Source organism: Aeromicrobium jepli (genome assembly GCF_047246605.1).
GTDB lineage: Bacteria > Actinomycetota > Actinomycetes > Propionibacteriales > Nocardioidaceae > Aeromicrobium.
Genome location: NZ_JBFOKO010000006.1, coordinates 152,523 through 177,275, shown reverse-complemented (window position 1 = coordinate 177,275; position 24,753 = coordinate 152,523). Strand labels below are relative to the sequence as shown.

Sequence of the window (24,753 nt, the reverse complement as noted above, 5' to 3'; positions counted from 1 at the left end):
TGCTGGCATGTCTCGGACCAGCGTCGCGGCGATCGACTGTGGGACCAATTCCATCCGTCTGCTGATCGCGGACGTGGAGGGCCAGACCAAGACCGACCACCTGCGCGAGATGCGCGTGGTGCGGCTGGGACAGGGCGTCGACGGCAGCGGCCGGCTCGCGCCCGAGGCGATCGAGCGGACGCTCGAGGCGTGCCGTGAGTACAAGCAGGCCATCGACGCGATGGGCGTCGACGTCGTCTCGTTCGCCGCGACGTCGGCCGTGCGCGACGCCGCCAACGCCGACGAGTTCGCCGACGCGGTCGAGTCCGTCCTCGGCGTCCGGCCGCGCGTGCTGACGGGGGAGCAGGAGGCCCGCGCCTCGTTCGAGGGCGCCACCGGCGAGGTCGCCGACGTCCTCACCACCGTGATCGACCTCGGTGGCGGCTCCACCGAGGTCGTGCAGGGCCGGGGCGAGCCGTCGTTCTCGCACTCGTTCGACCTCGGCTCGGTCCGGATGACCGAGCGGTTCCTGCAGACGGACCCGCCGTCCGTGGCCGAGGTGACCGCCTGCATGACGCACCTGGACGCGGTCATCGCGCCGGTCCTGCGCGACCTCCCGCCGAGCGCCGAGATCGTCGGCGTCGCCGGCACCATCACGACGATCGCGGCGCACTCGCTGGCGCTGCCCTCCTACGACAGCGAGCTGATCCACCTCGCGCGCATCCACGTGGACGACCTCCGGGCGGCGTGCATGTCGCTCATGCAGATGCCGGTCGTCGATCGCCGGGCCCTGCCCTACATGCACCCGGGCCGCGCCGACGTCATCGCGGGCGGGGCGCTCATCCTCGACCGCGTCCTGGAGCACCTGCCGCGCGAGACGGAGGAGCTGGTCGTGAGCGAGCAGGACATCCTCGACGGCATCGCCTGGGACGCCGCCCGGAGCGTCGCATGATCCGGGTCGCGGTCCCCGACGCCACGTGGGACGGCGTCCTCGACGACCTGCCCGTCGAGGTCGTCCGCTGGGACGGCGGCGAGCCGCAGCCCGAGGGCTTCCTCGATCTCGTCGTGTGGCCGTACACCGTGAACCCGACCGCGCTGGCCGAGGTCGACGCGTCGCGCATCGGGCTCATCCAGGGGCAGGCGCTCGGGTACGACGGCGTGGACGAGCTGCTCGGCGAAGGAGGCCGGTACGCCAACGCGGTCGGCGTCCACGAGGACTCCACCGCCGAGCTGGCGATCGCACTGCTGCTGGCGGCGACCCGCAAGCTCGACGTGTTCGCCGCCCAGCAGGCCGAGGGCCGCTGGCGCAAGTCCTGGACCTTCAGCCTCAACGACGCGCGCGTCATGCTGCTGGGCGTGGGTGGGATCGGCCGTCGCGTCGCCGACCGGCTGGACGGGTTCGGCTGCGAGCTCGTCCGCGTCGGCACCACGGCCCGCGACGACGAGCGCGGTCACGTGCACGGCACCGACGAGCTCGACGAGCTGCTGCCCACCGTCGACGCGGTGATCGTGGGGGTGCCCCTCACTCCCGACACGGAGGGCCTCGTGGACGCCGGCTTCCTGTCGCGCCTGCGCGACGGCGCGATCGTCGTCAACGTGGCGCGCGGCAGGACCGCCGACACCGATGCGGTCCTCGCCGAGGCCGGGCGCCTTCGCTACGCCTCGGACGTCTTCGACCCCGAGCCGCTGCCCGAGGACCACGCGCTGTGGTCCGCGCCCGGCGTCATCGTCACGCCGCACGTCGGCGGCATGACCTCCGCGATGGCGCCTCGAATCCAGGCCGTCGTGCGCGGCCAGGTGGAGCGACTCGTCGCCGGCGAGGAGCCGGCGGACGTGGTCGTCGACCACCGCGCCTCGTAGGCTGGGCGCGCTCCCGTGGCCCAACGGCAGAGGCAGACGGCTTAAACCCGTCGTGGTGCGGGTTCGAATCCCGTCGGGAGCACGCTGCGCAGCGTGAGTTCGAACTCGGGACGCGAACTTGTGTGAAATGCACGCTAATGTGTCTTTCATGAAAGTTCCGTCTCCTCCGCTCCTCCCGATGCTCAGGAGCGACAGGCAGGGCCGGATCCTCGCTGCGATCCTGCTCAGCGACCAGGTGAAGACGCTCAGTGAGATCGCGGCCGACGCCGGCTCGGACCTGCCGAGCGTCCAGCGCGAGGTGAAGCGCCTCGAGGCGGGCGGGATCGTGACGACGGAGCGTCGCGGCAACCTGCGCCTGGTGCGGGCGATCGAGAACGAGGTCACCCACGCGCTGCGCCGCTTGATCGCCGTCACGTATGGACCCATTCCAGCGCTGCGTCGAGTCGTGGAGGCCTACGCGTCCATCCGCGAGGTGCTGGTGTTCGGCTCGTACGCCCGGCGCTACCAGGGCGAACCGGGACGTGTCCCCAACGACATCGACGTCCTTGTCGTCACCGATGACTACGATGCGTACGACCAGTTCATGGAGCAGGTCGAGCAGCTGGGGCGGGACATGGGAGTCATCATCAACACCCACCGGGTGAAGACGACCGAATGGGACCAGTCCCCGACTCCGCGAGGCTTCCTCACCACGGTGAGGAACGGCCCGACCGTCGTCATCAAGGGGGATGTGTGACGTCCGAGAGCAACGAGCCGGGCGAACCGTGGCCCACGGGGCGATCCGAGGTCGAGGCCTACATCGCGCGAGGCTTCGTCAGCGTCGTCGACGCAGATCCGGACAGTGCGCACCAAGCGGTGGAGCATGCGAAGCGGCACCTCCGCTCCGCAGAGTTGATCGCCGCCGACGACCCCTACGGCGCCGTCTCCATGGCGTACAGCGCTGCTCGGAAGTCTCTGTGGGCGGTGTTGATCGCCCAGGGACTGAATCCCTCCGGGGATGACAGCCACAAGGTGACGGGCGAGGTCGTCTCGGTCCAGTTGGGGCAGGCGGGGTCCGTGATCAGACCCTTCCAGCGGATGCGCAACGAGCGGCGCGAGGCGGAGTACTACAACCGGCCGACGGCCTACGACGAGAGCGATGCACGCAGGTGCGTCGGCGACGCTGCGGCCATCGTCGAGGCCATGGAGAAGTTCCTGGCGCACGTGCGCGGACGCGAGTTCGCCTGACGGCGACCCGCCAAGGTCCCGTCGGGAGCACCTCAGGACAGGGTGAGCTCGACCGCGGCCCAGGTCTCGTCGAGCTCGACGGGCGTCTCGGCCGTCCAGCCGTACTCGTCCACGCCCGTGCGCAGGATCGGCAGCGGCAGCGCCTCGACCGGGTAGACGACCCACACGCGCCCGACCGAGCCCATGCGCGGCAGCACGTCATCGAGCCGCATGTGGAACTCCTGGCTGTTCGACACCGCGATGACGGCCGTGTCGATGCCCGACGGCTTGACCGGGTCGGTCGGCTCGGGGCGGTTCTCGGCGCCGGTCCACGTGTCGTCGAGCCAGCTCTCGGGCTGCTCGGGCTCCTCGTCGGAGTACGTCTCGACGCCCTCCGGGAACGGGTCCAGCAGCGCGGTCTCCTCGACCGAGTCGCCGACGATCCAGACCAGCGAGTGGGGCTGGATGCCGAGCAGCTCGGCGTTCGTGGGCTCGGTGGTCATGCGGGCATCCTAGTGGCACGGATGTCCCGGATCGTGCGCCCCTTCGCCAGCCCCTTCGCCTCGAACTTGGTGATCGGGCGGCCCGCGAAGCGCTCGTCCCACGTGCCCGAGCTGGTGAAGCCCTCGGCCCGCGAGACGACCTCGAGCATCTGGTCCGCGTAGTCCTGCCAGTCCGTTGCGAGGCGCCACACGCCGCCCGGCCGCAGCACCCGGCGCACGAGCGGGACGAACTCGTCGGTCACGAGCCGGCGCTTCTGGTGACGCTTCTTGTGCCACGGGTCGGGGAACCACACCCGGACCTCGTCGAGGCTCTCGGCGGGGAGCATCCGGGTGAGGGCGGGGACCGCGTCCACGACGGCGAGCCGGATGTTGTCGACGCCGGCGTGCCGCATCCCGACGAGCGTCTGCGCCACGCCCGGCACGTAGACCTCGAGGCCGAGGAAGTCGGTGTCCGGGTTCTCGCGGGCCGCGTGGACGAGCGACTCTCCGCGGCCGCTGCCGATCTCGAGGACGAGGGGAGCGGTGCGGCCGAACGCCTCGGCCCGGTCGAACGTGAAGTCGTCGGCGATCGAGGTGCTCGTTCGGCCTCGCGGGACGTCGATGACGAACCGGTCGGCGACGTCGTCCCACGCGTCCTGCTGGCGCTCGGTGAGCCGGCCGCCGCGCCGCGTGAACGAGACGACCTCGCGCCGGAACGGCTCGTCGGCGGGATCTCGGCGGTCTTCGGCGGTCTCGGGCATGGTCCGAACCTATCGAGGCTGCCATCGTGGTCCGCATGGCGATCACCCCCGACACCAAGGACTGGACCTGGGTCCTGCAGGAGCCCTGCGAGGAGTGCGGCTTCGACGCCGCCGGCATCGAAGCGCGTCGCGCCGGCGACGAGGCGCGCGCGATGGTCCCGCGCTGGACCGAGGCGCTGGCCCGGCCCGACGCGGGGGAGCGGCCGGACGACTCGACCTGGTCGGTGCTGGAGTACGCGTGCCACGTGCGCGACGTCCTGCTGCTGTTCGCCGAGCGGCTGCGGCTGATCCGCGAGCACGACGCGCCCGAGTTCCCGAACTGGGACCAGGACGCCACGGCCGCGCAGACCGGGTACGCGTCGCAGGACCCGCGCGCCGTCGCCGCCGAGCTCGGGCCGGCCGCCGATGCCTTCGCCGCCGAGATCGCGGCCGTGCGGGACTGGTCGCGCCCCGGTCTCCGCTCGAACGGCTCGGCCTTCACGGCCGACACGCTGACGCGCTACGGGATGCACGACCTGCTGCACCACCTGCACGACGTTCGCGCGTGATCCGCCGCGCCTAGGCTGGCCGCATGGCGACGGGAACGGACGTGGCGGTCATCGGTGGCGGGATCGTGGGGCTCGCGACGGCGTACTCGCTGAGACGGGCCGGCGTGCCGGTCACCGTCTACGAGGCCGGTCAGCCCGGCGGCGGCCAGTCCGCCGGCGACTCGCGTATCTTCCGTCACGCCCACGCCGACGTGCGGCTCGCCCGGTTCGCGGCGCGGTCGCGGGCGCTGTGGCGTGAGTGGGGCGACCAGCTCGGTGCCGAGCTCGTCTCGACCGACGGCGCCGTCGCGCTCGGCCCCGGCATCGACGAGAAGGTCGACGTCCTCGACGACGTGGAGGACGTGGAGGTGCGACGGATCGACGCCGGCGAGCTGGCCGAGCGGCTGCCGCTGCTCGCCGCGTACGACGGCCCCGCGATGCTCGACGTGCACGGCGGCTCCATCCACGCGGCCATCGCCGTCGAGCGCCTCTCGGCCTTCCTCGGCGACGCGATCGTGCGCGACCACGTCCTGACCGTCCGGCCGACCGCCGGCGGGGCCGTCGAGGTCCGCACCGGCACGCGCCGCGCCGAGCACGGCCGGGTCGTCGTGGCGGCGGGTCGCGGCACGGCCGCCCTGGCGCACGGTCTGGGGCTCTCGCTCCCGGTGCGCAACGCCGCGCACGTCCGGGTCTCGTTCGACGTGGCCGGGAAGGCGCCGTCGAGCTTCGCGACGCTGCAGGACAGCAGCGGTGCGTTCGGCGAGGCCGGGGTCTACGCCGCGGCGAGCCCCGACCACAGCCGCTACGGCGTGGGGATCGCCGAGGAGGTCCAGGTGAACGGCGACGGGCGCTCGGTCGACCCCGACGCCCTCGACGCTTTGGCCGAGCGCACGATCGCGTACGTCCGGCGGGCGCTGCCCGGCCTCGACCCGACGCCCGTGGGGCACGTGCACTGCTGGGTCACGACGCTGCCGTGGGGCGACGACGGCGTCGCGGTCTGGGAGCACGAGGGCGTCTCGCTCGTCGCGGGGCACAACCTGTTCAAGCAGGCGCCCGAGCTCGGCCGGGTCCTCGCCGACGTCGCCGCTGGCGGCTCCCTGCCGGACGACCTGCGTCCGGGCGCCCGCCTCGGTCACGCCTGACCCGAAGGACGACACGCCGGCGAGTGTTGTGTCGTCCACACTAATGCGGATTGCGTGGTACTGTCCCGTCCATGGATGCGACCCAGCTGCTCAAGGGAGTGCTCGACGTCGCCGTGCTGGCGGTCGTCGAGGGTGAGGACGGCTACGGCTACGACGTCGTGCGCCGGCTGCGCGCCGCCGGGCTCGAGGAGGTGGGTGACGCCTCCGTGTACGGGACGCTGCGCCGTCTCTACTCGGCCGGCGCGCTCACCTCGTACGTGGTGCCCAGCGAGGAGGGGCCCCACCGCAAGTACTACGGCATCACGCCGCAGGGGCGGACCATGCTCGCCGCCCAGCGCAAGACCTGGGCGGAGTTCGCCCGCACGATGGACCGCCTGCTCGAAGGAGTCGCCGCATGAACGCCACCACCGCCCTGCCCGCGCAGATCACCGCCTTCGCGGCAGCCGTCCGCGCCGCCCTGGGCGACCTGCCCGCGGACGAGGTCGAGGAGCTCACCGACGGCCTCGAGGCCGACCTCGCCGAGGCGTACGCGGAGGACCTTGCTCGCGAGCTGCCCGACCCCGTCTCCTACGCGGCCGAGCTGCGCGGCGCGGCGGGCCTGCCGACGCCGGCCCCGCAGCGTGGCCGCCACGGCGCGATCGCGGCCCAGGTCGCCGATCTCGGAGCCGACGTCCGGCGCAGCCTGCGCGCCAACCCGGCCTCGGCGGCGCTCCTGGACTTCCTCGTGACGCTCCGTCCTGCGTGGTGGATCGTGCGCGCGTGGGCGGCGTACCAGTGCTTCGGCGCGGTCTTCGGGTTCGAGGGCGACCTGCTGCCGCGGGACCTCGTCCAGGCGGTGCTGCTGATCGTGCTGGTCGCCGGCAGCGTGTTCCTCGGCCTGCGGGCCTGGCCGGTCTGGGTCCGCGGCCTCATCGCGGCGGGCAACGTGATCGCCGTGGTCGCGACGCTCGCAGCGCTGACGCAGGTGCCGACGCACGACGACCTCGCCCAGGCGTGGACGGACTCGTCGGGTCCGTACGACGACGGCTACGGCTACGGCTACGCCGAGAGCGACGGCACCGGCGTCTACCTGGACGGCGACGAGGTGACGAACATCTTCGCGTACAACGCCCGCGGCCAGGCGCTCCACGGCGTCCAGCTGTTCGACCAGGACGGCCGTCCGCTGACCACGTCGGTGCCCGGCGGCAACGGCTGCCTGGAGAAGGACGCCGAGACGCAGGAGTGTCTCACGCCGGGCGCGTGGATGCCCGACCTGCTCGAGACGGGCGCCCAGGCGTGGAACGTGTTCCCGATGAAGATGGCCGAGTCCAGCTTCGAGGACCCGACGAAGCCGGTCGAGGGCGCCGTCGCCCAGGACCGTCCCGCGCCGTTCCTCAAGGTGCCCGCCCTGTTCTCCGCTGTCCAGGCCGACACCAAGGCCGACGCGAAGGCCGCGGCGAAGTCCCGCTGAGTGGAACAGAACGCCCGGTGGGGGCGTTGGATAAGGTGTATTCACCGACCCCGCCACCACCGGCGCGCGGGGCCAGATCCGGAGGAATCATGAGGAGCAGCAACCCCGTCTTCGCCAACAACGCGGAGTTCAACGGTCGCGCGACCACTCAGTACGCCGACCCCTCGCAGTGGAAGATCGACCTGTCCGGCGGCAACGGCGGCCAGGGCGAGCGCGGCGCAGGCCTGCAGGCCCCCACGTCCCCGGGTCGGATGACGCTCGACACCGTCGTCGAGAAGACCGCGATCACGCTCGGCACGGTCGTGCTGTTCGCCGCGGTCGCGTGGTTCGCGATCGGCGGCATGTTCAACGAGCAGCTCGGCACCGTCAACGAGTCCGCGGTCCAGAAGGCCTGGATGTTCGCCATGGGCGGCGCGATCGTCGGCTTCGTCCTGGCGATGGTGAACTCGTTCAAGAAGATCATCAGCCCCGCGCTGGTCCTGGCGTACGCCGCGGCCGAGGGCGTGTTCGTCGGCGCCTTCTCCAAGGTCGTCGCGACGTGGGTCCAGGACGCGACCATCGTCTTCCAGGCCGTCCTCGCCACGTTCATCGCCGCCGGCGCGACGCTGTTTGCCTACAAGTTCTTCAACATCCGCGTCACCGACAAGTTCCGCAGGATCGTCACGATCTCGCTGTTCGCCTTCGTCGGCGTCATGCTGGTCAACTTCCTGCTGAGCATCTTCGGCGTCCTCGACCAGGGCGGCCTGCGTGGCTTCGGCTTCCTCGGCCTCGTCGTGTCGCTCGTGGCGATCGGCCTCGCGGTGCTGTGCCTGATCCTCGACTTCGACTCGGTCGAGCGCGGCGTCGCCGCCGGCCTGCCCGAGCGCGAGTCGTGGCGTGCGGCCTTCGGCCTGACCGTCACCCTCGTGTGGCTCTACCTCGAGATCCTGCGCGTCCTCGCGATCCTGCGCGGCAACGACTGATCCGACCGCACGAAGGCCCGCCACCTCCTCGGTGGCGGGCCTTCGTCGTGTCCGGGGGTGTCAGCGCCGCCAGCGCAGGACGGCCGCGAACCGTCGGCCGCGGGGAGCCGGCGCGACCTGGGTGCCGCCGTGCTCGGCGGCCCACTCGGCGGCCTCGGCGAGCGGCATCTGCTCGGTCGGCTCCTCACCCTCCACCAGGCGCGAGCCGTGACGCCACTGCGCGACGGCCGCATCGACGAGGAACCCCGCCATCGTGGCGTAGCCGTCGGCGCTGGGGTGGAAGCGGTCGTCGCCGAAGAGGGCGTCGCCCTTGACCAGGAACAGCGGCTCGAGGACGTCGGCCAGCGACACGACGCGGGCACCGGCCTCGACGGCGGCGACGGTCTGGCGCTTGGCCAGGTGGCGGCTCCAGTAGCGGCACACGGTGCGCAGGGGCACCGGCAGCGGCTTGATCGTGCCGAAGTCGGGGACCGAGCCGACGACGACCTCGGTGCCCATCGCCCGCAGCCGGCGCACGGCGCCGGCCAACCGCCGGGCTGACCGCTTCGCGGGCACCTGGTGGGTGATGTCGTTGGCGCCCACGAGGATGATCGCGATCTGCGGCTTGTGGCCCTCGTCGACCGCGGCGTCGATCTGCGACTGCAGGTCGCTCGACCGTGCGCCGACGACCGACTCGTTGCGGATCTGGACGGGCAGGCCGAGCACGTGCGACAGTCCGATGCCGATGAGGGCCGACGGCGTCTGGTCCAGCGTCCTCATGCCGTAGCCCACCATCGTCGAGTCGCCCAGCAGCAGGCAGTGGATCGGCTCGCCGGCCAACTCGTGGCCGTAGAGGCCGTTGCCCGACGGCGGGCGGTCGGTGGTGGTGCCGATGCGCCGGCGCGCGAGCAGGGCCTGCGCGATGAGGACGACGTAGGTGCCGAAGCTGACCCCCGCGGTGCCCGCGGCGGCTCTCGCAGTGGTTCGGACGGGGCTCGGCACGCCTCCAGTGTAGGAAGGGGCCCATTGGCTGCGGCGGGGTTCCTAGGATGGGGGAGTGACTGAGACCGTCCCCAACCTCCGCGACCTCGGCGGCATCGACGTCGAGGGCGGGTCCATCGCGCCCGGCCGACTGCTGCGCAGCGCGCTTCCGCTGGGGGACGACGTCGCCCCGCCGCACATCGTCTGGCCTCCCTCGGTGGTCATCGACCTGCGCTCCGCCGCCGAGACCGAGGAGCGCCATCCGCTCGATGGGCCGGGCGTCACGGTGCACAACTTCCCGCTGCTGAGCGCCCTGCGTCCCGGCGTCGCGCCGCCCGAGAGCCTCGCCGAGCTCTACCAGCTCATGCTGCGCACCACGGCGGACCACCTGGTCGACGTCATCGGCACGGTCGCGTCGGCCTCGGGCACGACGCTCGTGCACTGCGCGGCCGGCAAGGACCGCACGGGTGTCTCGATCGCGATGGTGCTGGCCCTGCTCGGGGCCAAGCGCGAGGACATCGTGGACGACTACCTCGTCACCGCGCAGCACGAGGACGCCATCGAGGCGCGGTTCCGGCGGCTGTTCGGCGCTCGCCGGGCCGAGCTGCCCACGCAGTACTTCGCGACGCCGGCGGAGGCGATCACCGGCGTCCTGGACACGTGGGACGAGCACCCGGGCGGCGCCTTCGGCTGGTTCCGTCAGGCCGGCGGAAGCGCCGACATCGTCGATCGCCTGCGCGCCACCCTGCTGCGCTGACACCCGGCCCCGCTGGGGACGGACGATGATGCATCGCGCCCCGCCGGGGTGCCCGAACCCATCATCGTGCATGTCCACCGGGGCGTCTTGCGCCACGACGCCACCAACTCGGATACTGTCGGTATCCGGAGGTGGGTATGACGTACTTCACAGGCAAGGTCGCCGTCGTCACGGGAGCGGGCTCGGGCATCGGGCGCGCCCTCGCGCTGGAGCTGGCCGCGCGCGGCGCCACGGTGGCCGCGAGCGACGTCGACGCGGCGGGCCTCGCCGAGACCGAGCGGCTGCTGGCCGCGCGCGGCGCGCGATTCCGCATCGACCACGTCGACGTGGCCGAGCGTGAGCGCATGGAGGCGTGGGCGCACGAGGTCGCCGAGGACTTCGGCGTGGTGCACCAGGTCTACAACAACGCCGGCATCGCCTTCACCGGCGACATCGAGGCGATGGACCACAAGCACCTCGAGCGCGTGATGGACGTCGACTACTGGGGCGTCGTCAACGGCACGAAGGCGTTCCTGCCCCACCTGATCGCGTCCGGCGACGGCCACGTGGTCAACATCTCGAGCGTCTTCGGGATCATCAGCGTCCCCACCCAGGGCGCCTACAACGCGGCCAAGTTCGCCGTGCGCGGGTTCACCGAGGCGCTCGCGATGGAGATGGCGGCACGCGGGCGGCCGGTCAAGGTCACGTGCGTGCACCCCGGCGGCATCCGCACCAACGTCGCGCGCAGCGCCGGTCAGGTGGACGGACTCGACCACGAGGCGCTCGCGACGTCGTTCGACAAGGTCGCGCGCACCAGCCCGCGGCGGGCGGCCGAGGTCATCCTCGACGGCGTCGCCAAGGGGAAGGTGCGGGTCCTCATCGGCGCGGACGCCCGCGTGATCGACCTGCTGGCCCGGGTGGCGGGACCGCGCTACCAACGCCTCGTCACGAAGTTCGCCGGGAGGTCGGGACTGTGAAGCTGCTGGAGCTCAAGAACGGCTGGAGCAACCACACGTTCCCGCATCCGCCGGGGCGCCGGCCGTTCGTGTACGACGCGATGCAGATGCGCTCGGGCACGCCGCTGTCCAACGTCATGGACTTCGGCCAGGACCTCGGACCCATCTTCGAGGTGCGGGTCTTCTCGCAGAAGTTCGTCTTCGTGGCCGACGCCGAGCTGGCCGCCGAGATGTGCGACGAGACCCGCTTCCACAAGAACCTCCCGCCGGCCCTCGTCGCGCTGCGCGAGTTCGTGGGCGACGCGCTCTTCACGGCCTTCGACGAGGAGCCGAACTGGCACACGGCGCACGGCGTCCTGATGCCGGCGTTCGCGAAGTCGGCGATGCGCGAGTACCACGCCACGATGCTCGAGACCGTGCGCGAGATGTTCGCGGTCTGGGACGGCGTCGAGGGACCGATCGACGTCACGGCCGACATGACCAAGCTGACGCTGGAGACCATCAGCCGCTGCGCGTTCAGCCGCGACTTCGGCTCCTTCACGTCGCGCGAGCGGCACCCGTTCGTCGACGCGATGGTGTCCGCGCTCATGACGGGCATGCAGAAGGGGTCGCTGGACTCGATCCCCGGCGGCAAGCGCATCGCGCGGCGCATCGACGAGGCCAACGCCGAGCACCGTGCCTACGTCGACACCCTCGTCGACGACATGGTGCGGGAGCGGCGGGAGACGGGGGAGCGGCACGACGACCTGCTCGACCGGATGCTCTACCAGCCGCATCCCGAGACGGGCGTCATGCTGGACGACCAGAACATCCGCGAGCAGATCCTCACGTTCCTCGTGGCGGGTCACGAGACGACGTCCGGCGCGCTCAGCTTCGTCCTGTACTACCTGTCGCGCGATCCCGAGGTGCTGGCGCGGGCACACGCCGAGGCCGACGCGCTGCTGGGCGACGACCCGGACGCGGAGCCGACCTTCGAGATGGTCCCGCGGTTCCGGTACCTGCGCCGCTGCCTGGACGAGGCGCTGCGGCTGTGGCCGACCGCGCCGGCCTTCACGCGCTCGCCGCGCGAGACGACCGCGATCGCCGCCGGCACGGACCACGAGGTCGTCATGACCCCGGACGACTGGGCGATCATCGTGCTGCCCATGACGCACCGCGACCCCAAGGCCTGGGGCCCGACGGCCGAGCAGTTCGACCCGGACCGCTTCCTGCCCGAGAACTCGCGCGGCCGCATGAAGAACGTCTACAAGCCGTTCGGCACGGGCGAGCGCGCCTGCATCGGCCGGCAGTTCGCCCTGCACGAGGCCGTGCTGGTGCTCGCGCGGCTGCTGCACCGGTACGACGTCAGCGCCGACCCGGACTACGAGCTCAAGATCGAGGAGCGGCTCACGATCGTGCCGCGCGGGTTCCAGCTCCAGCTGAGGCGTCGCACGCCGGGGGCCCGCGAGGCCGACGCGCCCGTCGTCGACGAGGGCCCCGCGGAGGCGCCCTCGGGCTGCCCCGTGGCGCACTGACTCAGCGCAGGGTCGTGCTGCCGTCCTCGTGCACGGTCCAGTACGGATTGTGCGCGATCTCCCACGGGTGGCCGTCGGGATCGGCGATGTAGCCCGAGTAGCCGCCCCAGTCGGTCCGGGTGGCGGGCTTGAGCACGGTGGCGCCGGCCTCGGCGGCCCGGGCGATCACGGCGTCGACCTCGTCCGGCGAGCCGACGTTCTGGGCGAGGGCGATGCCGCTGAAGGTGGCGCCCGAGTCCGGCACGCCCATGTCCTCCGCGAGGCCGGCCCGGCTCCACAGCGCGAGGACCATCCCCGGAAGCTGGTAGAACGCGATGTCGTCCTCGTCGTTGTCCTTCGCGAACCCGAGGCCGTCCTCGTAGAAGGCCCGGGCAGGGGCGAGATCCGTGACGCCGAGGGTGATGAGGCTCAGTCGTTGCTCCATGCCGCCACGCTAGGGCCGAGCACCGACAAGGTCACGGGCTGCTGAGGCCCGTGTCACACGCGCAACTCCCGCATCTTGCTACACGTAACGAAGATGTTCAGTAGCCTACGGGCGGCGCGCCCGTCCCCGGCGGCACCCAGTCGCGCCCTCGAGCAGATGGGAGAGCGCGATGAGCGCCTGGCGAACGATGGTGGCGTGCGGTGCGGTCTCGGCCGTGATCGGTGGCGGCACGGCGGCGTTGGTGTCGGCGAGCGGCGGCGATGACGCGGTCCGGGTGAGCTCACCCGTGTACGGCTGCATGGACGTCGCGCGCGGCTCCCTCCACCTCTCCGACGCCTCGAGCGATTGCGAGGCCGGCCGGGTCCCCGTGACGTGGCAGGGTGCCGACGGAAGCGCGGGAGCCGACGGCCAGGACGGCCGGGACGGCGAGGACGGAGACTCCGGAGCCGACGGGCAGGCCGGCGCGACGGGAGCCCGGGGCGAACGCGGAGCGGCCGGGGACGACGGCGCGGACGGAGCTCCGGGCGTCGATGGAGCCGACGGGGCGGACGGCGTCGACGGTCGCGACGGTGCGGCGGGCCCCGCAGGTGCCAAGGGTGACACGGGCGCCGCCGGCGCGAAGGGCGACCAAGGCGAGAAGGGTGACGCGGGCGCCGCCGGAGCGAAGGGTGACCAGGGCGAGAAGGGTGACGCCGGCGCCACCGGAGCGAAGGGCGACCAGGGCGAGAAGGGTGACGCCGGCGCCACCGGAGCGAAGGGCGACCAGGGCGAGAAGGGTGACACCGGCGCGACCGGCGCGACCGGCGCGAAGGGCGAGAAGGGCGAACAGGGCGACGACGGTCTCGTCCCCTGGAGCGCGGTGTCCGCGTGGAGCGCCTCGGTCACCTACAGCGCGGGCCCGCCGGCGTCCGTCGTGACCCGCGGCGGCAGCACCTACGTGGCCGCCCGGTCCTCCGTGGCGGCCGACCCCGTCGCCTCCCCGGCCGACTGGATCCTCGTCGCCGCGGCGGGCGTCCAGGGTGAGAAGGGCGAGAAGGGGGACAAGGGCGACGACGGCGCAGCGGGAGCGACGGGCGCCACGGGCCTGACAGGCGCGACCGGCGCGACCGGCGCGACCGGCCCCGCCGGACCGGAGGGCCCGGCCGGCCCGCAGGGACCGATGGGCCCGCAGGGTCCGGCCGGCAACTCGCTGCTCTCGGGACAGTTCAACCAGTACCAGGGCTCGATGCGCCAGTTCCGGTCGCCCATCGACTGCGCGCTCGGCACGATCACGCTCTCCGTCGGGGCGATGGGGATGCCGGCCGACGGCCGGGCGCTGTCGCTCCAGCAGAACACGGCGCTCTACAGCCTCTACGGCACGACGTTTGGCGGCGACGGCCGCACGTACTTCAACGTCCCCGACCTGCGTCCGGTGACGCCGAACGGGCTGCGCTACGGCATCTGCACCGAGGGCTACTACCCCTCGCTGGAGTGACCCGGGTCAGGAGGTGAGGACGCCGGCCGCCACGGCGGCCTCGCGGTAGGCGCGAGCGAGCGAGGCGACGCTCTCGTGGGCGTTGAGGCCGCTCGGGTTCGGCACGACCCACAGTCGCGAGTCGCCGATCGTGTCCGGTTGCGGTCCCGGCACGGCCTTGCGTCGCCCGAAGGCGGTGCGGTACGAGGTGATCCCGGCGATCGCGACCACGCGGGGCCGGCGCTCCAGCACGAGCTCCTCCAGGCGCTCGCGACCGGTTACCAGCTCGTCGCGATGCAGCTCGTCGGCGCGGGCCGAGGCGCGCGCGACGATGTTGGTGATGCCGACCCCGCGCTCGCGCAACTGCACGGGGGCGAGGGCCGGGTCGATCGTGTCGACCAACCCCGCCTCGAGCAGCGCGGGGTAGAAGCGGTTGCCGCGCCGGGCGAAGTGCAGGCCGGTCGCCGCACTCACCAGGCCGGGGTTGATCCCGACGAACAGCAGGCCCAGCTCGTCGGGCAGCAGGTCCGGGATCGTGCGTCCGGCGAAGGACTCCAGCTCGGCGCGGCTCCAGCTCATGCGATCAGGCGTACGAGACGCCGGTCGCGTGCAGCGGGCAGTAGCCGTACGGGTTCTTCACGAGGTACTGCTGGTGGGCCTCCTCGGCGTACCAGTAGTCCTCGAGCGGACGGATCTGCGTCGTGATCTGGCCGTACCCGTGGGCGGTCATCTGCTTCTGGTACGCCTCACGGGACGCCTCGGCCTCGGCCTGCTGCTCGGGCGTCGTGGTGAGGATGATCGACCGGTAGTTGGAGCCGCGGTCGTTGCCCTGGCGCATGCCCTGCGTCGGGTCGTGGTTCTCCCAAAAGACCTTGAGCAGGTCCGCGTAGCTGGTGACCGAGGGGTCGAAGACCACGCGCACGACCTCGGCGTGACCCGTGCGGCCGGTGCAGACCTCCTCGTACGTCGGGTTGGGCGTGTGACCGCCGGCGTAGCCCACGGACGTGGACCAGACGCCGGGCTGCTCCCAGAACGTCTTCTCCTCGCCCCAGAAGCAGCCGAGGCCGAAGACGGCGATGCCGAACCCCTCGGGTCCGTCGGTCTCGATGGGGTTGCCCGTCACGAGGTGCTTGTCGCCCACGCTGAAGGGGCGGGTGTCGCGGCCCGGCAGCGCCGAGTCCGGCGTGGGCAGCGTCGTCTTGTCGAATCCGAATCGCATGTGACCTCCTGTAGTGCTTCCACAACGCCGAGCGGTCCCGCCGTGTTCCCGTAGCCTCGGATCGTGAGCAACGAGGCGCGCGGGACGAGACGCTACGAAGTTCCCATCGGAGTCGAGATCGCCGCCGCATGGGCCTGGCGCATCGTCCTCATCGGCGGCGCGGCGTACCTGGTGCTGCGGTTCCTGGCGTTCTTCTCCGAGGTGACGGTGCCGATCGCGGTCGGCATCCTGCTGACGGCCCTGCTGATCGGCGCGGTCGACTGGCTCGCGAAGCGTCGCGTGCCGCGCATCCTGGCGACGTTCATCGTCGTCATCGGACTGCTGATCGCGGTGTTCGGGCTGTTCGGCCTCGTCGGCCAGCAGCTGTCCACCCAGTTCGACGACCTGCGCGAGAGCGTCGTCGAGGGCGTCAACCAGCTGCGCGACTGGGCGCGAAACGGGCCGTTGCACCTGTCGGACCAGCAGGTCACCGAGTGGATCCAGCGGGCGCGCGACGCCGGCTCGGCGAGCGACGGCGAGGTCGTGTCGCAGGCCACGGCCGTCGGCACCCAGATCGGCCACTTCGTCGCCGGGTTCTTCCTGGCGCTGTTCACGCTCTTCTTCCTGCTCTACGAGGGCGACCGCATCTGGAGCTGGGTCGTCTCGCTGTTCCCGCGTCGCTCGCGCGACCGCGTGCACTCGTCCGGGCGAGCGGCGTGGGGGTCGCTGACCGCGTTCGTCCGGGCCACGGTGATGGTCGCGCTCGTGGACGCGATCGGCATCGCGGCGGTGGCGCTCGTGCTGCAGGTCCCGCTCGCCGCGGCGATCGGCGTCCTGGTGTTCCTCGGCGCGTTCATCCCGATCATCGGCGCCCTGCTCTCGGGCATGGTGGCCGTCCTGGTGGCGCTCGTGGCCCACGGGCCGGTGACGGCGCTGCTCATGCTGGCCGGCGTGGTCGCGGTGCAGCAGCTGGAGTCGCACGTGCTCCAGCCGTTCCTCATGGGCCACATCGTCGCGCTGCACCCGCTCGCGATCCTGTTCGCGATCGCGGCGGGCGTCGTGGCGGCCGGCATCGTCGGCGCGCTGCTCGCCGTGCCGGCGGCGGCCTGCGTCAACAGCATCGTCCGGCACCTCGCGGAGGGACAGACCGTCCAGACCGACGGCGTGCTCGGCGACGAGTCACGCGACCTCGGCGAGCCACCGCCGGCGCAGGCCTAGGCTGGTCCCGTGGACCTCGACGACGCGCGCGCGGCACGGAAGCTCCTGAGCGGAGTCAGCGAGGTTACCCCGCTGGCGCACTCGCGCTGGCTGCACGAGCTGACCGGTCAGGCCGTGCACTTCAAGTGCGAGAACCTGCAGCGCACCGGCTCGTTCAAGATCCGCGGCGCCTACACCCGCATCGCCCGCCTCTCCGCCGAGGAGCGCTCGCGCGGCGTCGTGGCCGCGAGCGCCGGCAACCACGCCCAGGGCGTCGCGCTGGCCGCGGCGATGCTGGGCGCCGACGCGACGATCTTCATGCCGCACGGCGCCGCACTGCCGAAGGTCCAGGCCACGAAGGGCTACGGGGCGTCGGTCGAGTTCCACGGCAGCGGCGTCACCGAGTCGCTCGAGGCCGCGCAGGAGTTCGCCGAGCGCACGGGCGCCACGCTGATCCACCCGTTCGACCATCGCGACATCGTGGCCGGGCAGGGGACCGTGGGCCTGGAGGTCCTCGAACAGCTGCCGGACGTGGCCACGATCCTGGTCCCGCTCGGCGGGGGAGGGCTCGCGGCCGGCGTCGCCCTGCTCAAGACCGAGCACCCCGACGTGCGGGTCGTCGGCGTGCAGGCGGAGGCGGCCGCCGCGTATCCCGACTCGCTCGCCGAGGGCATGCCCGTCCAGGCCGCGATGGGCTCGACGATGGCCGACGGCATCGCCGTGGCGCGACCCGGCGAGGTCCCGTTCGGCCTCGTCCGGGACCACGTCGACGAGGTCGTCACTGTGTCGGAGGAGGCCATGAGCCAGGCGCTCATCGGCCTGCTGGAGCGCGCCAAGATGCTCGTCGAGCCCGCGGGCGCCGTGGGCGTCGCCGCCCTGCTGGAGGAGCCGCACCGGTTCCAGGGCCCGATCGTCCCGATCCTGTCCGGCGGCAACATCGACGCGCTGCTGCTGCTCGAGGTCATCCGCCACGGACTCGCGTCCGGCGGCCGCTTCCTGATGTTCCGCGTGCGCATCTCGGACCGCCCCGGCGAGCTCATGCGGCTGCTGACCGAGCTGGCCGGGATGGACGTCAACATCCTCAACGTGCACCACGACCGCGGCTCCGAGGCGCTCGGCGTGCGCGAGGTCGAGGTGGCGCTGCAGGTGGCCACGCGCGGTCCCGAGCACCGCGCCGAGGTGTGGCGCCGGCTCGAGGAGCTCGGCTACGACCCGGTCTGAACGCGAGAACGCCCGCCACCGATCCGGTGGCGGGCGTCCGTGCGCTGCGACGGCGGCGCGGGATCAGAAGGGCTTGGCCTCGACGATCTCGACGGTGAGCTGCTTGCCGTTGGGCGCCTCGTAGCTCACGGTGTCGCCGGCGGACTTGCCCATGATCGCCGTGCCGAGCGGCGAGGTCGGCGAGTAGACGTCCAGGTCGACCGACGAGTCCATGCTCAGCAGCTCGCGCGAGCCGAGCAGGAACGTCTCGGTGTCGGTGTCGCCCTGGAAGCGGATCGTGACCTTCATGCCGGCCTCGACCAGGCCGTCGTCGGCCGGCGCCTCGCCGACCTCGGCGCGGCGGAGCCGGTCCTCGAGCTGGCGGATCTGGGCGTCGGTCTTGCCCTGCTCCTCACGCGCGGCGTGGTAGCCGCCGTTCTCGCGCAGGTCGCCCTCGTCGCGGGCGGTCGCGATCTTCTGCGTGATCTCGGGCATGACCTCGTTCTTGAGGCGGGCGAGCTCGGCGACGAGTCGGTCGTAGGCCTCCTGGGTGACCCAGATGGTCTCGGTCTCGGTCGACATGGCTGTACTCCTCACTACGTACGAAACCCCGGGACCTCCCGGGGTGAAACTCCGAGTCTACCAGCAATCATCGCTCCTCACAGGCGTCGAGGACACCCGTCACGGCACGACGTTCGGTGCGGATCTCGACGACCACGCGGACGCGCTCGGCGTCGGACGCCGGGACGTCGACCGTCTTCTCGCCGACGACGGCCTTGTCCTCCGACTGGGCGAAGACCCGGCAGGTGAGCGCGACGGGCTCGTCGCGGAAGATCTCGAGGTCGACCTTCGTGGTGTCGTCGTCGACCACCTGGTACGAGTGCACGCGCGCCTGGTGCGCCGCCACGTCGGTCCAGGACGCCCACGCGGCCCACGCGACGCCGAGCGTCACGCCGACGGCGGCGACGGCGGGCCACAGCCAGCGCGGAGTCGAGCGGCGGTGGCGGCCGTAGCGGGCGTCGAGGTCGGTCACGCATTCCATTGTCTCAGGGGCGTGGAACACTGTGGGACGTGGTCGAGAACGCCGAAGACACCAAGCTGCGCCTCATGCACGTGCACGCCCACCCCGACGACGAGTCGAGCAAGGGTGCGGCCACCACGGCCAAGTACGTCGCCGAGGGGGTCGACGTGCACGTCGTGACCTGCACGGGCGGCGAGCGCGGGTCGATCCTCAATCCCGCCTTCGAGCACCCGGGCATCCTCGAGAACCCCGAGCTCATCGCCGAGATCCGCCGCGAGGAGATGGACAAGGCCCGCGAGATCCTCGGCGTCACGCAGGACTGGCTCGGCTTCGTCGACTCCGGCTGGCCCGAGGGCGATCCGAAGCCGCCGCTGCCCGAGGGCTGCTTCGCGCTCGTGCCGATCGAGGAGGCCGCCGCGCCCCTCGTGAAGCTCATCCGCTCGTTCCGGCCGCACGTGCTGACCACGTACGACGAGAACGGCGGCTACCCGCACCCCGACCACATCAAGTGCCACGAGGTCAGCGTGTACGCCTTCGAGGCGGCCGCCGATCCCGAGCGCTACCCCGAGCTGGGCGAGCCCTGGCAGGTCAAGAAGCTCTACTACCACCACGGCTGGTCGCGCGCGCGAATCGAGGCGATCAACGCCGCGATGGAGCGCCACGGCCTGGAGTCGCCGTACAAGGACTGGCTCGAGAAGCGCGACATCGATCCCGAGCATGAGAAGCGCCTCACCACGCGCGTGCCCTGCTCGGACTACTTCGACGTCCGCGACCGTGCGCTCATCGCGCACGCCACCCAGATCGACCCGAACGGCTTCTGGTTCGCCGTCCCCCGCGAGGTCCAGGCCGAGGCCTGGCCCACCGAGGACTACGAGCTCGTGAAGTCGGTCGTCGACGCGCCGGTGCCCGAGGACGACCTCTTCGCCGGCCTGCGCTGACTCAGTCGCAGCCGGCGCGGAAGTCGCTGTCGGTGCCGACCGTGACGCGGTCGGTGGCGACCTCCTCGCGCAGGTGCTCGGCACCCTCGCGCAGCCGTTCGACGTCGGTGTCGGGACGCAGCACCCCCGTGCGGACGAGATGGCACCGGTCGACGCCGGTCACGCCTGCCGAGAGGTCGAGGTGGGTCTGCGTGGCGGGGGTCCGAGACGGGTCGCTGTTCCACAGCCCGAAGATGCGGTTGAGGAACATCGGGTGGCCGTGGGCGTCGACGTACGCCTGGACCGTCTCCAGGGTCACGCCGAGATGGCCGTGATCGGACTCCGTGCGCCAGGAGGCCTTGATGATCCGGGTCGACACGGGTCGGTGTCCGCGTTCGAAGCGGTCGGCCACGACCCAGTCCACCGGCATGTCCCGATAGTCCTGTGAGGCCTGCTCGAGACTGTCGGCGATCCCGCGCCGCGACCGCATGTCGAGGCCGGCGAACGTGTGGTCGGTGGCGTCCAGGACCGTCGGGACGCGGTCGGGGTCGGCGGTGCCGGTGCGCTCGACGGCGTCCACCAACGCGTTCGCGAGGGTGAGGACGTCCACGTGATTCCACCCGCGGGGTGTCTTCGGCGCATCGGTGGCGTCCAGTTCGATCTCGGGCGACCTCGCGAGCTCGAGGAGGGGAACCGACGCGGGGCGGCCGGCGGGCTTCTCGGGCTCGGGACTCCGGCCGCATCCGGCGAGGACGATCACGATGGGCAGGAGGGCCAGGAGGCGTCGCATGCCGAACAGCCTCGCGCCGCACAGGCCTGCCGAACCGGCTGTCCACAGGTTGTTTCCGCTCATCGCCTACGCTCGTCCCGACATCGTTTTCGGCAATCCCAGCAGTGAGGAACGTGCACATGTGCTCTCCGGCTCCGTGCAAGAAGTGTGGCAAGACGACGTGGCAGGGCTGCGGTGAGCACATCGAGCAGGCCCGCGCGATGGTCCCGGCCGACCAGTGGTGCGGTCACACGCAGGACTAGGCTTCCTTCGTGACCATGCTCGACTTGGCGGCGCTCGCCACGCAGGAGATCGACCCCGAGGGCAATCAGTCCATCGGCTGGCTCCCCGGCCTCTACGTGCTCGGACTGTGCATCATCGTGGGCCTGCTGCTGTGGTCGTTCACCAAGATGGCCAAGCGCGCGCGTCAGCCCTGGGAGGACGAGGGCACGGACGCCCCGAACGAGGACGAGCCGCCGAAGCCGTGACCGAGCTGCCCCGCCTCTGGCACGAGTTCGTCGCGGCACACCCCGAGTGCGCCGCCGAGCAGCCCGAGGTGGAGCCGTTCGGCGACAGCCGCGAGATGGCCGACGAGCTGGCCCGGCTCGTGCTGGACGGGACGAAGCGCGCCACGGCCAGTCCCGTCGTCGAGGGAGTGCCTCCGAGCGACGCCCACTGGGTGCTGCTCGACGGTCGCGGCGAGGCCGTCGCGGTCGTGGAGACCACCGAGATCCGCCTCGGCCGGCTCGACAGCGTCGACGCGTCCTTCGCGTGGGACGAGGGTGAGGGCGACCGCACGCGCGACTGGTGGCTCGACGCCCACCGGGGCTTCTTCCGTCGCCGCCACCCCGACGAGGCCGACGTCGACGCCATGCCCACGGTGTTCGAGCGCTTCCGCGTCGTCTGGCCGCCCGAGGTCGCCGACTGATGGAGCTGCGCACCGAGCGGCTGCTGCTGCGGCACTGGACCGACGCGGACCGCGATCCCTTCGCGGACCTCAACGCCGACCCGGTCGTGATGGAGTACTTCCCCTCGACGCTCGACCGGCCCACGAGCGACGCGCTGGCCGACCGCATCGGCGACCGCCTCGACCGTGAGGGCTGGGGACTGTGGGCCGTCGAGGCCGAGGGCCGCTTCGCCGGCTTCACGGGCCTCAACCCCGTGCCGCCGGCCATCCGCGAGCTCACCCGCGGTGCTCCGGCCACCGAGGTCGGCTGGCGGCTCGCCCGCTGGGCGTGGGGTCACGGCTACGCCACCGAGGCCGCCCGGGCCGCCGTCACGCACGCGTTCGAGGTGCTCGCACTGCCCGAGGTCGTCTCCTTCACCGCCACCGGGAACCTGCGCTCCCGCGCCGTCATGCAGCGGCTCGGCATGACGCACGACCCGGCCGACGACTTCGACCATCCCACCCTCGAGGACGGCCCACTGCGCCGACACGTGCTGTATCGGCTCGCCCGGTCCTGACGGGTCGTCGTCCGGACCGGGAGTCGTCGCTGTCCAAGGAGAAGAAGCCGTGATGGGAGACCGAGACCTCTCGTCCGAGTTCGGACGGCTGCAGGAGCGGTTGGCTGGCGTGCGACGATCGGACGACAACGGCCCGATCCTCACCGTCCAGGGTGTGGTTCTCGTCTCCCAGTCGGACGAGGTGATCGCGGGGCGCATCCTGTACCTGGATGAGCGCGCACCGGGGCGTCCCCAGCGGGTCTCCGATTTCGACTACGACGTCCGGGATCTTGCGGTCGGCGGCCCCGAGGAGGCAGCGGGCCTGCTCCTGGTCAATCTCGAGGAGGAGGTCCTCGCGATTCCGTAGCGCGGCCCCCGGACGGATCGCGGCTGCGCCGAGATGGTGTCGATGTCAGGCGCGGCGACTAGCGTGAACATGTGGCCAATCGACTCGCTCAGTCCCAGTCGCCCTACCTGCGCCAGCACGCGGACAACCCCGTGGACTGGTGGGAGTGGGGGCCCGAGGCGCTGGCCGAGGCCGAGCGCCGCGACCTGCCGATCCTGCTGAGCGTCGGGTACGCGGCCTGCCACTGGTGCCACGAAAGGACCGGCCCTTTCAGATCGCGCGGAAAGTCGTCAAAAACCTTGTTATTCCAAGGATAAGTGAAGTCGGTCCGTTTCGACCGATTTCGTCGTTTTCCGCCCTTTTCGGAGCTTCGTGTATCACTCTCGTGTATCACTGGGCGACCCCGGAGTCGCTACCCGTTTTCCAGGGGCGAGGTGTTTGAACTGCGCCTTCAGAGATCACGCGGCTCCCCGTGATCGTGCGCCTGACTCGGATGCGGAAGCTGAGCGCTGGTGCTCTCGGCGACACCGTCAGCCAGATCCACGTCTTCTTCGGCGAGGAGGTCAGCCGGGACACGTGTGTCATTCGGTCTTCGTCATACGATTTGCACGTGGTTGCTGACGAGCGGATCGATGAGTGGCCTGACGAAGTTGAGGTTGGCTATGACGTCGAGGCGTTGAAGCACCGTGGGCGCGGTCGCCCTGGACGTCGGGCTGAGCCGATGCAGGTCGTCGCCGTGCGCCTCACGGTCGAGGAGATCGCGGATCTGGACGCGATCTCCGAGCGAGAGAACCTGTCGCGCTCGAAAGTCATCAGGCGTGCACTGGCTAGCTTCGCCGTCTGAAGTCCGTGCGATTCGGCGAGCGTTGCGCGTGCTGACGATTCGCGATGGCGGGGCACTGCCTCCGACGCGAGCTGCTATTTGTAACGATTCGCTACGAACGGCTGGATGAACCTCGGGTCCGCGTTTCGGCCTTGTGTCGCGTTCCGTGCGGCGAGTTCGATGCACCCGAGCGACAGATCCAGCCATCGTCCGCTCTCGAAGGACGTTTCCACTAACCTGACACGTTCCAGCGACGTGTTATGTTTTTCCGAAAGTCTTAACACGTCATGCGGATGAGTTGAAAGAGTTGACACGTGTCCTGGAGCCCTGAGATTCCCTTCAACGATCTTCCGCCGCTGCCGCCAGCAGGCTTGGATCTCGAGCCCAAGGCGGTGCTCAAAGCCACCATCGAGGCGCGATCCGCGTTGGCAACGCTTGCCCAAGCAGGACAGATGCTGCCGAACCCCAACGTCCTGATCCATGCAGTCCCGCTGCTCGAAGCGCAGGCAAGTTCTGAGATCGAGAACATCGTCACTACAGCCGACGAGCTTTTCAAGCATGTCGATTCAGGTGGCGGGGACCACGCAACCAAGGAGGCGTTGCGTTATCGGACGGCGTTGTTTGCTGGAGTGGAATCGATCAGGAGCCGGCCGCTCACGGGAGCCACCGCTGCTCGAATCTGCTCAGAACTTCAAGGGCGGGACATGGCAGTGCGCGCCGTATCGGGCACGCGGATTGCCAATCCGGCAACACGGGAGATCGTGTATGCCCCTCCGGAGGGAGCCGACCTCATCCGGGGAAAGCTCGCAGCGTGGGAGCAGTTCGTTCATGCCGAGGATGAACTTGACCCGCTCGTTCGTATGGCCGTGGCCCACTACCAGTTCGAGGCCATCCACCCGTTCCATGACGGGAACGGACGCACGGGTCGAGTCATCAACATCTTGATGCTGATCGAGGCAGGGTTGCTGCAGGATCCCATTCTCTATCTCTCGCGCGCGATCATCGCCAGGAAGAACGACTATTACCGGCTCTTGCGCGCGGTTACGGCGGAAGGCGCGTGGATCGACTGGATTCTCTACATGCTTGACGTCGTTCGCGAGTCTGCAACGTCAACGACCCGAAAGATCGGGGCCATCCGCACGTGTCAGGACGACATCGCGGAGCGGGCCCGTGCGGCAACGCCCGGTGGGCGAGACGCCCAATTCCTGGCAGTTCTCTTCGAGCAGCCCTATTGCCGGATCACCGCCGTGTCCGAGCGTTGCGACGTTTCTCGACAGACGGCGTCGTCGTGGCTGCACGCTCTTGTCGGTGCGGGTCTGCTGAGTGACGTCAAAGTTGGCAGGGAGCTGCTGTTCGTCAATCACGAGTTCTTGGACGTGCTGACTCGTCCTGAGTGAAGGACGTTGCGGCACTCGGCACACGAACTC

The 24,753-nt window shown here is 70.9% G+C and carries 33 protein-coding genes and 1 tRNA gene; 25 read left to right on the top strand and 9 right to left on the bottom strand.

Annotated features, from left to right (window positions below; genetic code table 11):
- Window positions 1-7: 7 nt before the first annotated feature.
- The 5 genes from AB3M81_RS13170 (at window position 8) to AB3M81_RS13150 (ending at window position 3,066) form a co-directional block, all read left to right on the top strand.
- Complete coding sequence (locus tag AB3M81_RS13170; RefSeq protein ID WP_412904367.1) at window positions 8-931, top strand: Ppx/GppA phosphatase family protein; 924 nt, start codon at window positions 8-10, stop codon at window positions 929-931.
- Entirely contained in the window at window positions 928-1,839 is a 912-nt protein-coding gene (locus AB3M81_RS13165) for an NAD(P)-dependent oxidoreductase (RefSeq protein ID WP_412904366.1), read from the top strand. The genes AB3M81_RS13170 and AB3M81_RS13165 overlap by 4 nt, the downstream gene beginning before the upstream one ends.
- A gap of 9 nt (window positions 1,840-1,848) precedes the next feature.
- A tRNA-Leu gene (locus tag AB3M81_RS13160) sits at window positions 1,849-1,921 on the top strand.
- A 96-nt stretch (window positions 1,922-2,017) separates the two neighbouring features.
- On the top strand, window positions 2,018-2,575 hold the full coding sequence (locus AB3M81_RS13155; protein ID WP_412904365.1) for a nucleotidyltransferase domain-containing protein: 558 nt from the start codon (window positions 2,018-2,020) through the stop codon (window positions 2,573-2,575).
- The gene (locus tag AB3M81_RS13150) at window positions 2,572-3,066 is read left to right on the top strand and encodes a HEPN domain-containing protein (RefSeq protein ID WP_412904364.1); all 495 of its coding nucleotides are present in this window, start codon (window positions 2,572-2,574) and stop codon (window positions 3,064-3,066) included. The genes AB3M81_RS13155 and AB3M81_RS13150 overlap by 4 nt, the downstream gene beginning before the upstream one ends.
- Before the next feature lie 32 nt (window positions 3,067-3,098).
- On the opposite strand, the gene AB3M81_RS13145 is transcribed toward AB3M81_RS13150, so the two are convergent.
- The gene (locus tag AB3M81_RS13145; RefSeq protein WP_412904363.1) at window positions 3,099-3,548 is read right to left on the bottom strand and encodes a hypothetical protein; all 450 of its coding nucleotides are present in this window, start codon (window positions 3,546-3,548) and stop codon (window positions 3,099-3,101) included.
- Window positions 3,545-4,288 carry a tRNA (guanosine(46)-N7)-methyltransferase TrmB gene (trmB, locus tag AB3M81_RS13140; protein WP_412904362.1) on the bottom strand — a complete coding sequence of 248 codons (744 nt, stop codon included), beginning with the start codon at window positions 4,286-4,288 and terminating at the stop codon, window positions 3,545-3,547. The genes AB3M81_RS13145 and trmB overlap by 4 nt, the downstream gene beginning before the upstream one ends.
- A gap of 35 nt (window positions 4,289-4,323) precedes the next feature.
- Between trmB and AB3M81_RS13135 the strand changes: the two genes are divergently transcribed.
- From AB3M81_RS13135 to AB3M81_RS13115, 5 genes are all read left to right on the top strand, one after another.
- On the top strand, window positions 4,324-4,836 hold the full coding sequence (locus AB3M81_RS13135; protein ID WP_412904361.1) for a DinB family protein: 513 nt from the start codon (window positions 4,324-4,326) through the stop codon (window positions 4,834-4,836).
- 23 nt (window positions 4,837-4,859) lie between these two features.
- A complete protein-coding gene (locus AB3M81_RS13130; protein WP_412904360.1) occupies window positions 4,860-5,957 on the top strand; it encodes an NAD(P)/FAD-dependent oxidoreductase in 1,098 nt (365 codons plus the stop codon).
- Between the two features lie 71 nt (window positions 5,958-6,028).
- Window positions 6,029-6,355: a PadR family transcriptional regulator gene (locus tag AB3M81_RS13125; protein ID WP_412904359.1), complete on the top strand. Its 327-nt coding sequence runs from the start codon at window positions 6,029-6,031 to the stop codon at window positions 6,353-6,355.
- Entirely contained in the window at window positions 6,352-7,407 is a 1,056-nt protein-coding gene (locus tag AB3M81_RS13120) for a hypothetical protein (protein WP_412904358.1), read from the top strand. Before AB3M81_RS13125 ends, AB3M81_RS13120 begins: the two co-directional genes overlap by 4 nt.
- 89 nt (window positions 7,408-7,496) lie before the next feature.
- Window positions 7,497-8,369, top strand: coding sequence for a Bax inhibitor-1/YccA family protein (locus AB3M81_RS13115; protein ID WP_412904357.1), 873 nt, complete (start codon window positions 7,497-7,499; stop codon window positions 8,367-8,369).
- 60 nt (window positions 8,370-8,429) lie between these two features.
- Here AB3M81_RS13115 and AB3M81_RS13110 read toward each other — a convergent pair whose 3' ends face one another.
- Complete coding sequence (locus tag AB3M81_RS13110; RefSeq protein WP_412904356.1) at window positions 8,430-9,350, bottom strand: SGNH/GDSL hydrolase family protein; 921 nt, start codon at window positions 9,348-9,350, stop codon at window positions 8,430-8,432.
- Between the two features lie 55 nt (window positions 9,351-9,405).
- Here AB3M81_RS13110 and AB3M81_RS13105 point away from each other — a divergent pair, with 55 nt between their 5' ends.
- The 3 genes from AB3M81_RS13105 (at window position 9,406) to AB3M81_RS13095 (ending at window position 12,535) form a co-directional block, all read left to right on the top strand.
- Window positions 9,406-10,086 carry a tyrosine-protein phosphatase gene (locus tag AB3M81_RS13105; RefSeq protein ID WP_412904355.1) on the top strand — a complete coding sequence of 227 codons (681 nt, stop codon included), beginning with the start codon at window positions 9,406-9,408 and terminating at the stop codon, window positions 10,084-10,086.
- A 137-nt stretch (window positions 10,087-10,223) separates the two neighbouring features.
- Complete coding sequence (locus AB3M81_RS13100) at window positions 10,224-11,042, top strand: SDR family NAD(P)-dependent oxidoreductase (protein ID WP_412904354.1); 819 nt, start codon at window positions 10,224-10,226, stop codon at window positions 11,040-11,042.
- Window positions 11,039-12,535, top strand: a complete 1,497-nt coding sequence (locus AB3M81_RS13095; RefSeq protein ID WP_412904353.1) for a cytochrome P450 — start codon at window positions 11,039-11,041, stop codon at window positions 12,533-12,535. The genes AB3M81_RS13100 and AB3M81_RS13095 overlap by 4 nt, the downstream gene beginning before the upstream one ends.
- Before the next feature lies 1 nt (window position 12,536).
- On the opposite strand, the gene AB3M81_RS13090 is transcribed toward AB3M81_RS13095, so the two are convergent.
- The gene (locus tag AB3M81_RS13090; protein WP_412904352.1) at window positions 12,537-12,959 is read right to left on the bottom strand and encodes a VOC family protein; all 423 of its coding nucleotides are present in this window, start codon (window positions 12,957-12,959) and stop codon (window positions 12,537-12,539) included.
- A 169-nt stretch (window positions 12,960-13,128) separates the two neighbouring features.
- Here AB3M81_RS13090 and AB3M81_RS13085 point away from each other — a divergent pair, with 169 nt between their 5' ends.
- Window positions 13,129-14,433: a tail fiber protein gene (locus AB3M81_RS13085; RefSeq protein ID WP_412904351.1), complete on the top strand. Its 1,305-nt coding sequence runs from the start codon at window positions 13,129-13,131 to the stop codon at window positions 14,431-14,433.
- A 6-nt stretch (window positions 14,434-14,439) separates the two neighbouring features.
- Here AB3M81_RS13085 and AB3M81_RS13080 read toward each other — a convergent pair whose 3' ends face one another.
- Entirely contained in the window at window positions 14,440-14,991 is a 552-nt protein-coding gene (locus AB3M81_RS13080) for a mismatch-specific DNA-glycosylase (RefSeq protein ID WP_412904350.1), read from the bottom strand.
- Window positions 14,992-14,995: 4 nt separating this feature from the next.
- The gene (gene msrA / locus AB3M81_RS13075; RefSeq protein ID WP_412904349.1) at window positions 14,996-15,631 is read right to left on the bottom strand and encodes a peptide-methionine (S)-S-oxide reductase MsrA; all 636 of its coding nucleotides are present in this window, start codon (window positions 15,629-15,631) and stop codon (window positions 14,996-14,998) included.
- Window positions 15,632-15,694: 63 nt separating this feature from the next.
- On the opposite strand from msrA, the gene AB3M81_RS13070 reads away from it, so the two are divergent.
- Window positions 15,695-16,828: an AI-2E family transporter gene (locus AB3M81_RS13070; RefSeq protein WP_412904348.1), complete on the top strand. Its 1,134-nt coding sequence runs from the start codon at window positions 15,695-15,697 to the stop codon at window positions 16,826-16,828.
- Between the two features lie 9 nt (window positions 16,829-16,837).
- Complete coding sequence (gene ilvA, locus AB3M81_RS13065) at window positions 16,838-18,028, top strand: threonine ammonia-lyase (protein ID WP_412904347.1); 1,191 nt, start codon at window positions 16,838-16,840, stop codon at window positions 18,026-18,028.
- A 63-nt stretch (window positions 18,029-18,091) separates the two neighbouring features.
- Here the strand turns inward: ilvA and greA are convergent, their stop codons facing one another.
- Together greA and AB3M81_RS13055 are read right to left on the bottom strand one after the other, a co-directional pair.
- Entirely contained in the window at window positions 18,092-18,589 is a 498-nt protein-coding gene (gene greA, locus AB3M81_RS13060) for a transcription elongation factor GreA (RefSeq protein ID WP_412904346.1), read from the bottom strand.
- 67 nt (window positions 18,590-18,656) lie between these two features.
- A complete protein-coding gene (locus tag AB3M81_RS13055) occupies window positions 18,657-19,040 on the bottom strand; it encodes a DUF4307 domain-containing protein (RefSeq protein WP_412904345.1) in 384 nt (127 codons plus the stop codon).
- Window positions 19,041-19,114: 74 nt separating this feature from the next.
- Between AB3M81_RS13055 and mca the strand changes: the two genes are divergently transcribed.
- On the top strand, window positions 19,115-19,966 hold the full coding sequence (gene mca / locus AB3M81_RS13050; RefSeq protein ID WP_412904428.1) for a mycothiol conjugate amidase Mca: 852 nt from the start codon (window positions 19,115-19,117) through the stop codon (window positions 19,964-19,966).
- Between the two features lies 1 nt (window position 19,967).
- Here mca and AB3M81_RS13045 read toward each other — a convergent pair whose 3' ends face one another.
- The gene (locus tag AB3M81_RS13045) at window positions 19,968-20,735 is read right to left on the bottom strand and encodes a hypothetical protein (protein WP_412904344.1); all 768 of its coding nucleotides are present in this window, start codon (window positions 20,733-20,735) and stop codon (window positions 19,968-19,970) included.
- Between the two features lie 119 nt (window positions 20,736-20,854).
- Between AB3M81_RS13045 and AB3M81_RS13040 the strand changes: the two genes are divergently transcribed.
- From AB3M81_RS13040 to AB3M81_RS13005, 8 genes are all read left to right on the top strand, one after another.
- Complete coding sequence (locus tag AB3M81_RS13040) at window positions 20,855-20,977, top strand: DUF8730 family Cys-rich protein (protein ID WP_412904343.1); 123 nt, start codon at window positions 20,855-20,857, stop codon at window positions 20,975-20,977.
- Window positions 20,978-20,986: 9 nt separating this feature from the next.
- Window positions 20,987-21,202: a hypothetical protein gene (locus AB3M81_RS13035; RefSeq protein ID WP_412904342.1), complete on the top strand. Its 216-nt coding sequence runs from the start codon at window positions 20,987-20,989 to the stop codon at window positions 21,200-21,202.
- Entirely contained in the window at window positions 21,199-21,642 is a 444-nt protein-coding gene (locus AB3M81_RS13030; protein WP_412904341.1) for an ASCH domain-containing protein, read from the top strand. The genes AB3M81_RS13035 and AB3M81_RS13030 overlap by 4 nt, the downstream gene beginning before the upstream one ends.
- Entirely contained in the window at window positions 21,642-22,178 is a 537-nt protein-coding gene (locus AB3M81_RS13025; RefSeq protein WP_412904340.1) for a GNAT family N-acetyltransferase, read from the top strand. Before AB3M81_RS13030 ends, AB3M81_RS13025 begins: the two co-directional genes overlap by 1 nt.
- A gap of 52 nt (window positions 22,179-22,230) precedes the next feature.
- Window positions 22,231-22,524 (top strand): hypothetical protein, encoded by a 294-nt coding sequence (locus tag AB3M81_RS13020; protein ID WP_412904339.1) that lies wholly within the window; start codon window positions 22,231-22,233, stop codon window positions 22,522-22,524.
- A gap of 71 nt (window positions 22,525-22,595) precedes the next feature.
- On the top strand, window positions 22,596-22,820 hold the full coding sequence (locus AB3M81_RS13015; RefSeq protein WP_489671976.1) for a DUF255 domain-containing protein: 225 nt from the start codon (window positions 22,596-22,598) through the stop codon (window positions 22,818-22,820).
- Window positions 22,821-22,975: 155 nt separating this feature from the next.
- The gene (locus AB3M81_RS13010; RefSeq protein ID WP_412904338.1) at window positions 22,976-23,347 is read left to right on the top strand and encodes a ribbon-helix-helix protein, CopG family; all 372 of its coding nucleotides are present in this window, start codon (window positions 22,976-22,978) and stop codon (window positions 23,345-23,347) included.
- Window positions 23,348-23,640: 293 nt separating this feature from the next.
- A complete protein-coding gene (locus tag AB3M81_RS13005; RefSeq protein WP_412904337.1) occupies window positions 23,641-24,723 on the top strand; it encodes a Fic family protein in 1,083 nt (360 codons plus the stop codon).
- Window positions 24,724-24,753: the final 30 nt, after the last annotated feature.

Coding starts and splice junctions, on each gene's coding strand:
- AB3M81_RS13170 (WP_412904367.1), top strand. CDS start 8: ATGTCTCGGACCAGCGTCGCGGCGATCGACTGTGGGACCAATTCCATC.
- AB3M81_RS13165 (WP_412904366.1), top strand. CDS start 928: ATGATCCGGGTCGCGGTCCCCGACGCCACGTGGGACGGCGTCCTCGAC.
- AB3M81_RS13155 (WP_412904365.1), top strand. CDS start 2,018: ATGCTCAGGAGCGACAGGCAGGGCCGGATCCTCGCTGCGATCCTGCTC.
- AB3M81_RS13145 (WP_412904363.1), bottom strand. CDS start 3,548: ATGACCACCGAGCCCACGAACGCCGAGCTGCTCGGCATCCAGCCCCAC.
- trmB (WP_412904362.1), bottom strand. CDS start 4,288: ATGCCCGAGACCGCCGAAGACCGCCGAGATCCCGCCGACGAGCCGTTC.
- AB3M81_RS13135 (WP_412904361.1), top strand. CDS start 4,324: ATGGCGATCACCCCCGACACCAAGGACTGGACCTGGGTCCTGCAGGAG.
- AB3M81_RS13130 (WP_412904360.1), top strand. CDS start 4,860: ATGGCGACGGGAACGGACGTGGCGGTCATCGGTGGCGGGATCGTGGGG.
- AB3M81_RS13125 (WP_412904359.1), top strand. CDS start 6,029: ATGGATGCGACCCAGCTGCTCAAGGGAGTGCTCGACGTCGCCGTGCTG.
- AB3M81_RS13120 (WP_412904358.1), top strand. CDS start 6,352: ATGAACGCCACCACCGCCCTGCCCGCGCAGATCACCGCCTTCGCGGCA.
- AB3M81_RS13115 (WP_412904357.1), top strand. CDS start 7,497: ATGAGGAGCAGCAACCCCGTCTTCGCCAACAACGCGGAGTTCAACGGT.
- AB3M81_RS13100 (WP_412904354.1), top strand. CDS start 10,224: ATGACGTACTTCACAGGCAAGGTCGCCGTCGTCACGGGAGCGGGCTCG.
- AB3M81_RS13090 (WP_412904352.1), bottom strand. CDS start 12,959: ATGGAGCAACGACTGAGCCTCATCACCCTCGGCGTCACGGATCTCGCC.
- AB3M81_RS13085 (WP_412904351.1), top strand. CDS start 13,129: ATGAGCGCCTGGCGAACGATGGTGGCGTGCGGTGCGGTCTCGGCCGTG.
- AB3M81_RS13080 (WP_412904350.1), bottom strand. CDS start 14,991: ATGAGCTGGAGCCGCGCCGAGCTGGAGTCCTTCGCCGGACGCACGATC.
- msrA (WP_412904349.1), bottom strand. CDS start 15,631: ATGCGATTCGGATTCGACAAGACGACGCTGCCCACGCCGGACTCGGCG.
- greA (WP_412904346.1), bottom strand. CDS start 18,589: ATGTCGACCGAGACCGAGACCATCTGGGTCACCCAGGAGGCCTACGAC.
- mca (WP_412904428.1), top strand. CDS start 19,115: ATGCACGTGCACGCCCACCCCGACGACGAGTCGAGCAAGGGTGCGGCC.
- AB3M81_RS13045 (WP_412904344.1), bottom strand. CDS start 20,735: ATGCGACGCCTCCTGGCCCTCCTGCCCATCGTGATCGTCCTCGCCGGA.
- AB3M81_RS13040 (WP_412904343.1), top strand. CDS start 20,855: ATGTGCTCTCCGGCTCCGTGCAAGAAGTGTGGCAAGACGACGTGGCAG.
- AB3M81_RS13025 (WP_412904340.1), top strand. CDS start 21,642: ATGGAGCTGCGCACCGAGCGGCTGCTGCTGCGGCACTGGACCGACGCG.
- AB3M81_RS13020 (WP_412904339.1), top strand. CDS start 22,231: ATGGGAGACCGAGACCTCTCGTCCGAGTTCGGACGGCTGCAGGAGCGG.